Source organism: Streptomyces sp. NPDC029169 (genome assembly GCF_055563935.1).
In genome coordinates, this window is record NZ_JBVHXA010000011.1 from 78,576 (window position 1) to 91,930 (window position 13,355).

Consider the following 13,355-nt stretch of genomic DNA (forward strand, 5'->3'; position numbering starts at 1 on the left):
CCGCCGGAGCTCCGCGCACCGGCATTTGATAGACATCCACCCATGCCTCTCATCCCCGAGGAGCCTCAGATTCACGAGAGTGCCCAGGGTCCCCGCGGCACGGCCGCAGGCCACCCCGCGCCGACCCCCCGTCCCGTACCCGGTCCGCGTTCCGCGGCGTCACCGCGTCCCGGGCGTCCCGGCCCCGGACCGGCCCGCCCGGGCCCGCCGGTACCGCGCCCGCACCCCGGTGCCGGGCAGTCCGCGTCGCCCCGCCCGGAGAATCGTTCCGAGCAGCGTTCCGGCCCGCAGATCCAGCTGATCCCGGCCCCGGCCGACGGCGCGCTCGACGCCGCCGAAGAGGCCGTCGATCTGCTCCTGGAGACCGGCCGCGCCCCCGGCGACATCCTCGTGCTCACCACCGGTGAGCAGCACCCCTGGACGGCACACGAGCTGTCCTTCGGCGAGGCCGCCTACTGGGCCCAGCAGGACGCCCGCGACGACGTGTTCTTCGCGGACGCCACCGCCGTGGAGCGGGCCGCCGCTCGGCCCGTGGTCGTCGTGGCGGTCAACGGCGGAGCCGACGAAGCCGCCGCACAGGCGCTGCCCCTGGCGATGGGACGCGCGACCGCGCTGCTCATCGTCTGCGGTGACCCGCAGCGCATCAACGCCGTGCTCGGCGCGGGTGTCTGAGCCGGAGCACCTCTCGCGGTCCTGACCCGGCCGCCCCTCGCGGGCGGCCGGGCCGTGGTCCCGCTCACCGGCGCGGTCTGCTCAGCGTGCCGCGGTCCGACGCAGCGGCTCGGCGGCTCCGCCCGCCGTACGCGGAGTCAGGATGCCCAGGTCGGAGGCGACATCGCCGAGCGCCGCGGGGCGCGACCCCGAGCTGGGGTGCCGGCCGCCGCGACCTTCGCCCAACACCTGCCAGCCACTGCGGGTCAGGGTGATGTACGAACCACAGCGCAGCCCGTGGAGCGTGCAGGCGTCCCGCAGCCCCCACATCCAGGCCCCGTCCTCCTCGGTCCAACGCTCGTCGCCGTCCCGGCAGTAGAGCAGCACGGCCGTCCGTGCCGGAGTACGGAGCCGCAGGTCGTGCGGGATCACCCTGCGAAGATGGGACAGGAGCGCGTTACGGAACTCCCAGCCGTCCGCGGGGACGGGGCGACGCGTGAACGACGCGCTGGCGGCGACCCGTTCCTCGTGGTCGAGCACCGCGACGACCGCAGTCGCCGGCGTCGGCCGATGGCGGCTGTGCAGACCGCTGACGACCTCACGAGGGTTGCGGAGCAGCGGAATTCCGGCCGCCGCCCACTCGGCCGGTTCCAGCATCCGAGCGAGGCGGCTGGCGGAATCGGACGACGAGGTGATCGAGGCGGCTGCGGACGGAGCGAATCCGAAGGTCACGGTCCTCCCTTCGGATACACGCCCGCTGGCGGGCAAGGTCGAGTGAGGGCGCACCACGGCACAGTCCTTCCGGACCGCGTACGGGGCCATGCCGGGCGGGTTCCCAATTCTTGCGGGCCCGTGCGCGAGCGGCAACGAGCAATTGAGGCCGCTGACTGGAATGAGCCGGTATGCCACTCATATCCCTGCCCAGACACCCACTGTTCACTCCCCGTTTCACCCCTGGACGGCAAGTACCAGCGGGAACACCCCCTCCGCGCCCGACCGGCGCAGCAGACGAGCCGCCACGGCGAGCGTCCATCCACTGTCCGACAGGTCGTCCACCAGCAGCACGGGACCGCCCGCCGAGGCCAGTCGCTCCGCGAGCGCGGGAGGCACCGTGAGCGCCTGATGGAGCCCCAGCACCCGCTGAGCGCTGTTCGTCCGGGAGATCCGCAACTCCTCCGCCTCCGGCGCGTATTCGACCGCCCCCAGCAGCGGCATCCGACCGATCTCCGCGATCCGCTGACCGAGCGAGCCCACCAGCCGCGGCCTGCTCCGCGAGGCGACCGTGACCACACCGGCCGGCCGGGCAGGAGCATCCGGCGCACCAGAGGCCCAACCCCCCGGCCCCTTCGCCCAGTCGGCGAGCACCCGCACGACCGCCTGCACCACATCGTCCGGAACCGGACCGTCAGAAGCCCGCTCGGACACCATCGGACGCAGACGGTTGCCCCAGCCGATGTCCGACAGCCGCCCCAGCGCCCGCCCCCCGAACGACTGCTCGCCGACGGGGATACGACCCTTCAGATCGACGCCCACCGCCGCGAGTCCGGTCGGCCACATCTTGCGCGGCTCCACCTCCACACCCGGCCGTCCCAGCTCACCCTTGGCGGCGTCGAGCGCCGCATCACTCACCTTCGGATCGAACCGGGACCCCGAGCAGTTGTCGCAGCGACCGCAGGCGGCCGCCTCCTCGTCGTCCAACTGACGCCGCAGAAACTCCATCCGGCAGTCCGTCCCCGCCGCGTACGCGCGCATCGCCTGCTGCTCCGCCGCCCGCTGCCGCGCCACCCAGGCATACCGCTCGGAGTCGTACACCCACGGCCGCCCCGTGCTCGTCCAGCCGCCCTTCACCCGGTGCACCGCACCGTCCACGTCCAGGACCTTGAGCATCGTCTCCAGCCGCGTCCGCCGCAGTTCGACCAACGGCTCCAGAGCGGGCAGGGACATCGGGCGGTCCGCCTGCGCCAGCACGTCGAGCGTGCGGCGCACCTGCTCCTCGGGCGGGAAGGCCACCGACGCGAAGTACTGCCAGATCGCCTCGTCCTCCTTGCCCGGCAGCAGCAGCACCTCCGCGTGCTCCACCCCACGCCCGGCACGGCCCACCTGCTGGTAGTACGCGATGGGGGAGGACGGCGAACCGAGGTGCACCACGAAGCCCAGGTCCGGCTTGTCGAACCCCATGCCCAGCGCCGAGGTCGCCACCAGCGCCTTGACCCTGTTGGCCAGCAGATCCTCCTCCGCCTGCTGCCGGTCCGCGTTCTCCGTACGGCCCGTGTACGAGGAGACCGTGTGCCCGCACTGGCGCAGATACGCGGTGACCTCCTCGGCCGCCGCCACCGTGAGCGTGTAGATGATCCCCGAACCGGGGAGCTCGCCAATATGATCGGCCAGCCAGGCAAGCCGGTGCGCGGCGTCGGGCAGCCGGACCACACCGAGGCTCAGGCTCTCCCGGTCCAGCGGGCCACGCAGCACCAGCGCGTCGGTCCCCGCACCCGTACCGAGCTGCTCGGCGACATCCGCCGTCACACGGGCATTGGCCGTCGCCGTCGTGGCGAGCACCGGAACACCGGCCGGCAGATCGGCCAGCATCGTGCGCAGACGCCGGTAGTCGGGCCGGAAGTCGTGGCCCCAGTCGGAGATGCAGTGGGCCTCGTCGACCACGAGCAGGCCCGTGGCGGCCGCGAGCCGGGGAAGGACCTGGTCGCGGAAGTCGGGATTGTTGAGCCGCTCCGGACTGACCAGCAGGACATCGACCTCACCCGCCGCCACTTCCTGCTGGACCGTCTCCCACTCCTCCGTGTTCGACGAGTTGATCGTGCGGGCGCGGATACCCGCACGGGCCGCCGCCTCCACCTGATTGCGCATCAGCGCGAGCAGCGGGGAGACGATCACGGTCGGGCCGCTGCCGGACTCGCGCAGCAGCGACGTCGCGACGAAGTACACGGCGGACTTGCCCCACCCGGTCCGCTGCACGACCAGCGCGCGCCGCTTGTCCGCGACGAGCGCCTCGATCGCACGCCACTGGTCCTCGCGCAGTCTCGCCGTGCCCGTGGGGTCCCCGACGAGGCGGGCGAGTACGGCATCGGCGGTGGCTCGGAGGGCCGCGCGGTCGGCGAGGCGGTCTGCGTTGGTCATGCCCCCATGCAACCCGATGACTCGGACAATGCGCGAACGAGCCGCCCGGGCTGTGGAAAACATGGTGGGCCCGTCACCCTGAGTTATCCACAGGGCTTTCGGAGTCGGCGCTCGTCGCGAGACCGTCGTGACCATGAACACGAACCCGCACGAATTCCGTGGAACGACCGAAACTCAGCAGATCACGCTGCGCGGTCCCGCCGAACTGGCCGACGCCCTCCCCTTCATGCTCGGCTTCCATCCCAGCGATTCCGTCGTCCTCGTCGCGCTCCACGGCGAGCTCGGCCGATTCGGCAGCCGGGTCAGGCTCGGCATCCCGCGCTCGTCGAAGGAGTGGCGCTCGACGGCGGACAACCTCGCGGAGTGCCTCGTCGACGGCTGCACCCGGCGCGGCACCCGCCCGGACGGCATCCTCGTCTTCCTCTGCCAGGACCCCGGACCGGGCGAGACGGGCCGCCACGTGATGGAGCGGCTCAGGCCCTTCGCCCAGCGCCTGCGCACCGCCTGCGGAGCACTCGACATTCCCGTCTACGAAGCCCTCTGCATCTCCGACGGTCTCTACTTCTCCTACTGCTGCCCGGACACCCGCTGCTGCCCGCCCGACGGCACACCCCTGGCCCTGACCGGCACGTCGGTCATGGCCGCCTCGGCGGCCTACGCCGGAATCCAGGTCCGGGGATCCCTGCGGGACATGGAGGCACGACTCAAGCCGCATGCGTCGCCGTCCGACGAGGAACGGCAGCGCAGGGCCCTGAACGAGGCCTCCGCACGGATCGTTCCCAAGATCTTCGACGCCCCGCCCGGCGCCGGCCGGGCGGAGGTCAGGGAGACGACGCTCGGGCTCGCCCGGGAGATGCTCCGCCGGTTCGGCCCTCCGACCGCAGGGGACGACTCCGACGACTCCACGGCGAAGACGCCGGTGGCGGGCCTGGCGCGCGGTACGGCGACGGTTGAGCAGGACGCGGCCGACGACGCGCTGATCGAGACCGATGAGGCCGCGGCCCTGATTCTCGGGCTTCAGGACCGGGAGACGCGGGACCAGGCCGCCGAATGGATGGAGGGCCGCGAGGCCGCGGCCGCCCTGCGGCTGTGGCGGGCACTGGCCCGGCGCTGCGTCGCGCCCTTCGACGAGCACGCCGCGGCGCCGCTGACCCTGGCCGGCTGGGTCGCCTGGTCCACCGGGGACGAGCCGGCCGCCCGGGTCGCCCTGGGGCTCGCCCTGGAGGCCGACCCCGACTACGTCTTCGCCCGCCTGCTCCACCAGGCCTGCAACGAGGGGCTCGACCCCGAATCACTGCGCAGCTGCCTGCGGCACGAACGCGAGTCGAGGGCGGCGACGGCCACGGAGCCTCCCGCCGTGGCGCGTCCGGTCGGGCCTCGGAGCACCCGTCCACCGGCAATGAAGGCCGTGAAGGCGGTGAAGGCGGTGAAAGCCGTGACGGCGGTGAAGGCGGTGAAAGCCGTGACGGCGGTGAAGGGTGGCAGGGCGGTCAGGAAGGGCGCGCGGTCCGCCGGGACCCGTCCCGGCAATGCCTCGCCCAAGCCCCTGCGGGGTGCGACGGTCCGGCGCGGCGGACAGCGTGGGACGAGGAGTGGGCGATGACGGCCGTGACCAGGCCGCCCGCAGCGGCGTTCACGTCTGTGGCGGAGCCCGACGACCCGTGCCGCCGCCGCCTCGCCGGCAGCCCGGATCGCACAGAGAGCACCGCAGACCAGCCATGTCCTCCCGTCCCGCCCCAGCCCCCGGACCCCAGGTCGGGCAGGCGCCCGCCGCCGGCCTCCCGCCCGCCGGCGCCGTCGCACCACCGCGGGAGCTGCCGTCGGTGCACAACGCGCTCCTCTGCGTCGCCCTGCCCGCCCTCGCCGTCTGCCCCGAGCACGGCCAGCTCACCGGGCACGGCCTTGAGGGGGTCTACGCGTCCGGGCGCCGGCTCCTCGCCCGCTGTGTGCTGCGGGTGGCAGGTCGGGAACCCCTCGCCCTCCAGGGCCGCCAGGTGGCCGCGGACCGCGCGGTCTTCCTCTCTGTCGTCCGCACGGCGGGAGACACCGGGCCCGACCCCGGGCTCACCGTCGAGCGCTCACGCAGCGCCGACGGAACCGAGCGGATCACGCTGCGCAGCTCCGCCGGCAGACCGCTCCGGCTCCTGGTGGAAATCGCTCTGGGGACGGATCTCGCGGACCTGGGCGCCGTGGCGGCCGGGCGCGCGGGACCGGAGCGTGTCGCGAGCGTCCATGGCACGGGGATGCGCTGGACCGCGGAGGACGGCCGGTACGCGTCCGTCACCGCCGATCCGCCCCCGACGGACGCCCTGGCGGCTGCCGGGCTTCTGCGCTGGGAGATCGAGTTGGCCCCCGGATCCGCCCGGACCATCGAGCTCAGAGTGCGCGGGGATCACCTCGGGGATCGCATCCCGCGACTTCCCGGGCCCGCGGGGGCCGGTGCGGGGCGGCCCGGCGGCGCGGTTCTGGCGGAGGCACGAGCCGAGGGTGACGATCCTCGGGTCGGCGAGCTGTTGCGTGTGGCCGTCGACGACCTCCGGGCGCTCCTCCAGCGCGATCCGGAGCGCCCGGCCGACGTGCATCTCGCCGCGGGAGTGCCGTGGCGCTGCGGACCGGCCACGGCCGAGGCGCTGTGGGCCGCGCGGATGGCTCTCCCGCTCGGCACCCGGCTCGCCGTCACGACACTCCGCGCGATGGCACGCCGCCAGCTCGACGGGCCGGGACCGGCGTCCGGGCACATCCCCGGCCCCCTCAGAGACGCCGGCCCCTTCCTCCCGCCTCGCTGTACGGGCATCGAAGCCACCCTCGCCTTCCCCGCGGTCCTCGCCGAGGCCAGACGCTGGGGCCTGCCCGAGCAGGACCTCGCGGAGCTGTTTCCTGCGGCGGAGCGGTGCCTCCAGTGGCTCCGTACCGCAGTCGGCCCGCACGGATTCGTCCCGGACCCGGGGCCCGCCGGACCATGGCGGGCCGAGACGCAGGCCCACGCCCACCGTGCGGCCGTGCTCGGCGCCGACCTGCTCGACGCCTGTGGCCGGCCCGGGGGAGACGCCTGGCGGGACTGGGCACGCGGACTGCGCGAGCGGTTCCGTACCGAGTTCTGGCTCGACGACCGGTCCGGGGGCAGGCCCGCCGCGGCCGTGGCGCCGGGTGGCCGGCCGTGGACGCAGCTGGGCGGCTGGGCGGCGCACCTCCTCGACACCGGCCTTCTGGGCGGCGGCCGGTACGCACCCGGTCTTCTGGACAAGGCGGCGACGGAACAGCTCGCCAGGCTTCTGGGCACCCCCGCGCTGGACTCCGGCTGGGGCCTGCGCAGCCTCGGTGCCAAGGAGCCCGGCCACAATCCGTTCGGGCACCGGGCCGGGGCGGTGCGGGTCCACGAGACGGTGGTGGCCGTGGCCGGTCTCGTCGCGGCGGGGTACGAGAAGGAGGCGGTGTCCCTGCTGAAGGGGACCCTCGACGCGGCGGAGGCGTTCGGCTACCGGCTCCCCGAGATGTACGCCGGGGGCCTGCGGACGGCCGGGGCGATCCCGGTTCCGCATCCCACGGCCTGCCGGCCGGCCGCGGTGGCGGCCGCGGGCGGGGTCCACCTCGTGACGGCTCTCGTGGGGATCCGGCCCGACGCACCCGGTGGCACCGTCGCACTGCACCCGTTTCGGTCGGCTCCGCTCGGCGCGGTGCGGCTGTCGGGGATCCGGGTTGCGGGGGAGTCGTTCGCGGCGCGGGTGAGCCGGCTCGGCCTCGGCATGGTCGAGGAGGCCGCCGACGGCCTTCAGCTGGGAGTCTGATCGGATGCCGCTCGACAGGGCAGGGGAAGCCGCAGGGCAGCCGGAAGAAGTCGCCGTCGATGCGCCGGAGGGGCGTGTTTATCGTCAGGAAGACGACTATGATCGCGACATGCCTCCCTACGACCCGTCGGCCTTCCCGCCCTTCGCCGTCACCGTCGATCTGGTCGTGCTCACCGTTCGGCGCCACGCCCTGTGCGCCCTGGTGGTACGACGGGGAGAACCGCCGTTCCAGGGCCGGTGGGCGCTGCCCGGCGGATTCGTCCGGGCGGACGAGGACCTCGATGCCGCCGCGGCGCGTGAACTGGTGGAGGAGACCGGGCTCTGCGTCCACGACCCGGGTACGCCGGAGCCCGTGCCGGGCAACGGTGCCCACCTGGAGCAGCTGGCGACCTACGGCGACCCGCAGCGCGATCCCCGGATGCGCGTGGTCAGCGTCGCTCATCTGGCGCTCGCCCCGGATCTGCCGGCCCCGCGCGCCGGCGGCGACGCGAACAGCGCCCGCTGGGCCCCGGTGGAGGAGCTGCTCGGCAAGGACGGATCCGTGGAGCGCGAGGAGGGGCAGGCCGAGCCGCTCGCCTTCGACCATGCGCGGATCCTCGCCGACGGCGTCGAGCGCGCCCGCTCGAAGATCGAGTACTCCTCGCTGGCAACGGCCTTCTGTCCGCCGGAGTTCACGGTGGGCGAGCTGAGGAGGGTGTACGAAGCGGTGTGGGGTGTCACCCTCGACCCGCGCAACTTCCATCGGAAGGTGACCGGTACGCCGGGCTTCCTGGTTCCCGCCGGTGGAACCACGACGCGTCAGGGCGGGCGTCCCGCACAGCTGTTCCGGGCCGGTGGGGCCACCCTGCTCAACCCGCCGATGCTCCGTCCTGAGGTCTGACCGCTTCGCTCCCGGGCGACCCGAGGCCCCAACCCTGCGCCGAAAGTCCGAAATGTAGCGTTATCTTGCTTCGAAGCCGCCCTGCCGCGGAGCGGTCTCACCTACCGCGAGAGAAGCGATGCTCCAGGCCATCGGACTCACCAGCAGCCCCCGCCGCGACCTCCCGCCAGCCGTGGACGATCTCACCTTCGAAGCACGGCCCGGCCAGGTCACGGCCCTTCTCGGTCCCGCCGGATCCGGCAAGACCACCGCCCTGCGGCTGATGCTCGAACTCGAGCCGGGCCGGGGCGTCACCTACTTCCGGGGCCGACCGCTCCAGCGCATCGCGCACCCCGCGGGCGAGGTCGGGGTGCTGTTCGGCGATGTACCCGGTCACCCCTCGCGGACGCTGCGCAGCCAGTTGCGGATGCTCTGCGCCGCGGCCGGGGTCCCGGCGGCCAGGGCGGACGAGATGCTCCGGCTCGTCGGCCTCACCGGCCTGCACGACCAGCGCATCGGCAGACTGCCCCGGGGCATGGACCGCCGACTCGGTCTCGCCTCGGCCCTGTTGGGCGATCCCCACACGCTGCTGCTCGACGAACCCGGTGCCGGGCTCTCCGCGCGCGAGAAGGCATGGCTCCACCACATCCTGCGCGCGCACGCCGCCGACGGCGGCACCGTCCTCTACACCACCGCGGACCCCAAGGACGCGGCCCGCAACGCCGACCGGGTCGTCACGCTCGATGGGGGGCGGCTCGTCGCGGCACAGGACGCGACCGAGTTCGCCCGGACCCGGCTGCGGCCGCGCGTGGCCGTGCGGACACCCCACGCCGCGCGCCTCGCCGCCGCCGTCACCCAGGAGGCGCGGGCCGCGCGCCGCACGGTCGAAGTGGTCACCGAGCAGGGCAATCGCCTCTCCGTCTACGGCAGCGACTGCGCCGCGATCGGCGAGACGGCCTTCCGGCACGGCGTGCTCATCCACCAACTGGCCGACGAGGTGGGAGCCACCGGTCCGGTCGAATCGCCGGAAGCCTCCCGCACCGCCCCCGCCCCCGGGCCCGAAGGGCCGACCGCCGACGCCGTGCCGCAGCCCGGACCGCCGAAGGTCCGGAGGCCGGCCCGTTCGCCGCTGCGGCCACTGCGGTACGAGATCCGCAGACTTCTCGGCGTTCCGGCGACACCGCTCGTCGCGGCCGCGGTCCTCGTCGCCTCCGTGGTGATCTCGGTGCTCCTCGCGCGCAGTGGCCGGACACCCCTGCCCACGGTCCTCGCGGGCTGGCCCGCCCTCTCCCCGCTGCCGCCCGCCGCCCTGGGCGCCGGACTGCTCGGCGCCTTCTCGTTCGGCGACGAGTACCGCTACCCGGCGCTCACCACCGGTCGCGGCACCGTTCCGCGCAGGCTCGGGCTGCTGCTCGCCAAGCTCACGGTCGCCGCCGCCGTGGCCCTGGTCCTCGCCGTGCTCGTCGTGGTGGCCGACCTGGAGGTGCTCCGCCTCGTCTACGGCGGCGAGTTGATCCCCGTCCCCCGAAACTGGCCGACGCTGTGCGCTAGTTGGCTCGGACTGATCGTCGGCTGCGCCTGGGCGGGAGTGCTCGGGGCCGGGGTCTTCCGGGTCGCCGCGGCGGGAGTGGCGGCGGTGCTGGCGGTGCCCGTCGTCGTGGCCCCGCTGCTGCGTCAGGTGACGTCGGGCCCCGCGGCCCGGTCGATCGCCGGACTTCCCGGCCGACTGCGGGAATTCGTCAGCGTCGAGTGGCCGGTGGCGGCCGACCGCTGGTTGCTGGGGGCGCTGCGGGTGGTCGCCCAGCCCGTGGGGGTGGCCCTGACGCTGGCGTTGACCGCCCTGCTCTGCGCGTATGTGATCACCGGGCTTCACCGCAAAGCGCGTTGGTGATCAAATCCGGATCGAAAGCTTCCGGTTGTCCGACAACTCCCTTAAAAATGCCCAGCTATGTCCGATTAATCGTCAATTGTGTAGGGGGTGCCGATCACCCTTTCGTGTGCTTTTCACCAAAGACCTCAAGGGCCACGGGGGCCACGCCGACAAAGGATGCGTGAGTACCCTTGCGCACACCATGATGACCGCCGCCCGCCCCGTCGACTCCGGCCTCGGCGCCCCGGGCGATCTCGATCGATACCCGTACGCGGAGGCGCCCGTCGCCGAGCGCGTGGGTCCGCCCTCCTGGGAAGGGGTGGAGACGGACCTCGGCCGGGTCGGTCGACGCACCGCCGGCAGCCGGGGCCGCGGACTGCACGGCCAGCTCGTCCAGCAGCTCGGCCAGATGATCGTCTCCGGTGACCTCGGAGCCGACCGTCCGCTCGTCCCGGAGGAGATCGGCCAGCGCTTCGAGGTCTCCCGCACCGTCGTGCGCGAGTCGCTGCGCGTGCTGGAGGCCAAGGGCCTGGTCAGCGCCCGCCCCAACGTCGGCACCCGGGTCAGGCCGGTCAGCGACTGGAACCTGCTGGACCCGGACATCATCGAGTGGCGCGCGTTCGGCCCCCAGCGCGATGACCAGCGCCGTGAGCTCAACGAGCTGCGCTGGACGATCGAGCCCCTCGCCGCCCGCCTGGCCGCAGGTCACGGCCGCGAGGACGTCCAGCAGCGACTCTCCGACATGGTCGAGATCATGGGCCACGCCTATGCCCAGGGTGACGGGATCACCTTCTCCCGGGCCGACGTCGAGTTCCACTCCCTGCTGATCCAGCTCGCCGGCAACCGCATGCTGGAGCACCTCTCCGGCATCGTCGCCGCCGCGCTGCAGGTCTCCGGCGGTCCGGTCACCGGCTGTGACCGCCCGGGCGAGTCCTGCCTCACGCACCACGCGCGCATCGTCGACTGCCTCGCGGCCGGCGACGCCCAGGGGGCCGAGGCGGCCATGCGCCAGTTGCTCACGGCCCATCCGGAGGTGGAGCGCGTCGTGCCCGCTCCGCGCGAGCACTGACCCGCGGGCCGTGGCCGGGCGCGCGGAGGTGTACGCATCACGTGTCGCCGGAGCCGCGCGGAACCCGGGGATCATGACGTGTCCCCGGCGCCGCAGCGGCTCCGGCGGCTCGAATGTGCGACGAACGCCCGTTATGACCGATTAGTCGTACATGAGGTGTGACTCGGGCCACGCGGATTGGGCGTAACACTCCTCGAAGTCGTGCGATGACCTAAGAGGTGACAGCCGAGGAAGGAATACAGCAGCCGTGTCAGGCGCTGTGCAGTTCCCCGGTCCAGCCCGCGCCGTCGGCACATTCCCCGTCGACGGTCGTCGGCTCCGGCCCGATCCCGGGCGGGGCCGGAAGCCGTTTACCATCGTTCCGAGAGGTTGTTCGTGTCGGCCAGCACATCCCGTACGCTCCCGCCGGAGATCGCCGAGTCCGAGTCTGTGATGGCGCTCATCGAGCGGGGAAAGGCTGATGGGCAGATCGCCGGCGATGACGTGCGTCGGGCCTTCGAGGCTGACCAGATTCCGCCAACCCAGTGGAAGAATGTTCTGCGCAGCCTCAACCAGATCCTCGAGGAAGAGGGTGTGACGCTGATGGTCAGTGCAGCGGAGTCGCCGAAGCGCGCCCGCAAGAGCGTCGCAGCGAAGAGCCCGGCCAAGCGCACCGCCACCAAGACCGTCACCGCCAAGACGACCGTGACGAAGACCGTCTCGGCCGCCACGGCGGCCCCGGCGGAAGAGACCGTGGACCCGGCCGACGAGGCCGGAGCGCCGGCCAAGAAGGCGGCCGCGAAGAAGACTGCCGCCAAGAAGACGGTGGCCAAGAAGACCGCCGCCAAGAAGACGGTGGCGAAGAAGACCGCCGCCAAGAAGGACGCCGACGAAGCCATCGAGGGCGAGGAGCTCCTCGAGGACGTCGCGCCCGGCAAGGGCGAGGACGAAGAGGCCGAGGGCGAGAACAAGGGCTTCGTCCTGTCCGACGAGGACGAGGACGACGCTCCGGCGCAGCAGGTCGCCGTCGCCGGTGCCACCGCCGACCCGGTCAAGGACTACCTGAAGCAGATCGGCAAGGTCCCGCTGCTCAACGCCGAGCAGGAGGTCGAGCTCGCCAAGCGCATCGAGGCCGGTCTGTTCGCCGAGGACAAGCTGGCCAACTCCGACAAGCTGGCGCCCAAGCTCAAGCGCGAGCTGGAGATCATCGCCGAGGACGGCCGCCGCGCCAAGAACCACCTCCTGGAGGCCAACCTCCGACTGGTGGTCTCGCTGGCCAAGCGCTACACCGGCCGCGGCATGCTCTTCCTGGACCTGATCCAGGAGGGCAACCTGGGTCTGATCCGCGCCGTCGAGAAGTTCGACTACACCAAGGGCTACAAGTTCTCCACGTACGCCACCTGGTGGATCCGGCAGGCGATCACCCGCGCCATGGCCGACCAGGCCCGCACCATCCGTATCCCGGTGCACATGGTCGAGGTCATCAACAAGCTCGCGCGCGTCCAGCGCCAGATGCTCCAGGACCTGGGCCGCGAGCCCACCCCGGAGGAGCTGGCCAAGGAACTCGACATGACCCCGGAGAAGGTCATCGAGGTCCAGAAGTACGGTCGCGAGCCGATCTCCCTCCACACCCCGCTCGGTGAGGACGGCGACAGCGAGTTCGGCGACCTGATCGAGGACTCCGAGGCGGTCGTCCCGGCCGACGCGGTCAGCTTCACGCTCCTCCAGGAGCAGCTGCACTCCGTCCTCGACACGCTCTCCGAGCGTGAGGCGGGCGTGGTCTCCATGCGCTTCGGCCTCACCGACGGCCAGCCGAAGACGCTGGACGAGATCGGCAAGGTCTACGGAGTGACGCGCGAGCGCATCCGCCAGATCGAGTCGAAGACGATGTCGAAGCTGCGCCACCCGTCCCGTTCGCAGGTGCTGCGCGACTACCTCGACTAGTCCGCGGTCGTACGAGCCGAAGGGCCCGGTTCCCCGAAAGGGGACCGGGCCCTTCGGCCTTGCGCG

Annotated in this window: 9 protein-coding genes; 7 read left to right on the top strand and 2 right to left on the bottom strand. The window is 72.6% G+C overall.

The features are described from left to right. The first annotated feature begins 42 nt into the window (after positions 1 to 42). On the top strand, positions 43 to 672 hold the full coding sequence (locus ACZ4VI_RS21315; protein ID WP_468001287.1) for a hypothetical protein: 630 nt from the start codon (positions 43 to 45) through the stop codon (positions 670 to 672). An 81-nt stretch (positions 673 to 753) separates the two neighbouring features. Here the strand turns inward: ACZ4VI_RS21315 and ACZ4VI_RS21320 are convergent, their stop codons facing one another. Then, the gene (locus ACZ4VI_RS21320; RefSeq protein WP_468001289.1) at positions 754 to 1,383 is read right to left on the bottom strand and encodes a hypothetical protein; all 630 of its coding nucleotides are present in this window, start codon (positions 1,381 to 1,383) and stop codon (positions 754 to 756) included. Positions 1,384 to 1,599: 216 nt separating this feature from the next. Next, positions 1,600 to 3,783 carry a RecQ family ATP-dependent DNA helicase gene (locus ACZ4VI_RS21325; protein ID WP_468001291.1) on the bottom strand — a complete coding sequence of 728 codons (2,184 nt, stop codon included), beginning with the start codon at positions 3,781 to 3,783 and terminating at the stop codon, positions 1,600 to 1,602. Positions 3,784 to 3,916: 133 nt separating this feature from the next. Here ACZ4VI_RS21325 and ACZ4VI_RS21330 point away from each other — a divergent pair, with 133 nt between their 5' ends. From ACZ4VI_RS21330 to ACZ4VI_RS21355, 6 genes are all read left to right on the top strand, one after another. Then, on the top strand, positions 3,917 to 5,386 hold the full coding sequence (locus ACZ4VI_RS21330; protein ID WP_468001293.1) for a DUF4192 domain-containing protein: 1,470 nt from the start codon (positions 3,917 to 3,919) through the stop codon (positions 5,384 to 5,386). Between the two features lie 115 nt (positions 5,387 to 5,501). Further along, positions 5,502 to 7,568 carry a glycogen debranching N-terminal domain-containing protein gene (locus ACZ4VI_RS21335; RefSeq protein ID WP_468001295.1) on the top strand — a complete coding sequence of 689 codons (2,067 nt, stop codon included), beginning with the start codon at positions 5,502 to 5,504 and terminating at the stop codon, positions 7,566 to 7,568. A gap of 109 nt (positions 7,569 to 7,677) precedes the next feature. Continuing rightward, a complete protein-coding gene (locus tag ACZ4VI_RS21340) occupies positions 7,678 to 8,448 on the top strand; it encodes an NUDIX hydrolase (protein ID WP_468001297.1) in 771 nt (256 codons plus the stop codon). A gap of 118 nt (positions 8,449 to 8,566) precedes the next feature. Next, positions 8,567 to 10,318 carry an ATP-binding cassette domain-containing protein gene (locus tag ACZ4VI_RS21345; protein ID WP_468001299.1) on the top strand — a complete coding sequence of 584 codons (1,752 nt, stop codon included), beginning with the start codon at positions 8,567 to 8,569 and terminating at the stop codon, positions 10,316 to 10,318. Between the two features lie 160 nt (positions 10,319 to 10,478). Then, the gene (locus ACZ4VI_RS21350; RefSeq protein WP_468001301.1) at positions 10,479 to 11,366 is read left to right on the top strand and encodes a FadR/GntR family transcriptional regulator; all 888 of its coding nucleotides are present in this window, start codon (positions 10,479 to 10,481) and stop codon (positions 11,364 to 11,366) included. A gap of 375 nt (positions 11,367 to 11,741) precedes the next feature. Next, positions 11,742 to 13,289 carry an RNA polymerase sigma factor gene (locus ACZ4VI_RS21355; protein WP_468001303.1) on the top strand — a complete coding sequence of 516 codons (1,548 nt, stop codon included), beginning with the start codon at positions 11,742 to 11,744 and terminating at the stop codon, positions 13,287 to 13,289. Positions 13,290 to 13,355 lie beyond the last annotated feature (66 nt).

Excerpts from the sequence above, each read along its gene's own strand:
- ACZ4VI_RS21315 (WP_468001287.1), top strand. The coding sequence starts at position 43 with ATGCCTCTCATCCCCGAGGAGCCTCAGATTCACGAGAGTGCCCAGGGT.
- ACZ4VI_RS21335 (WP_468001295.1), top strand. The coding sequence starts at position 5,502 with ATGTCCTCCCGTCCCGCCCCAGCCCCCGGACCCCAGGTCGGGCAGGCG.
- ACZ4VI_RS21340 (WP_468001297.1), top strand. The coding sequence starts at position 7,678 with ATGCCTCCCTACGACCCGTCGGCCTTCCCGCCCTTCGCCGTCACCGTC.
- ACZ4VI_RS21330 (WP_468001293.1), top strand. The coding sequence starts at position 3,917 with ATGAACACGAACCCGCACGAATTCCGTGGAACGACCGAAACTCAGCAG.
- ACZ4VI_RS21345 (WP_468001299.1), top strand. The coding sequence starts at position 8,567 with ATGCTCCAGGCCATCGGACTCACCAGCAGCCCCCGCCGCGACCTCCCG.
- ACZ4VI_RS21325 (WP_468001291.1), bottom strand. The coding sequence starts at position 3,783 with ATGACCAACGCAGACCGCCTCGCCGACCGCGCGGCCCTCCGAGCCACC.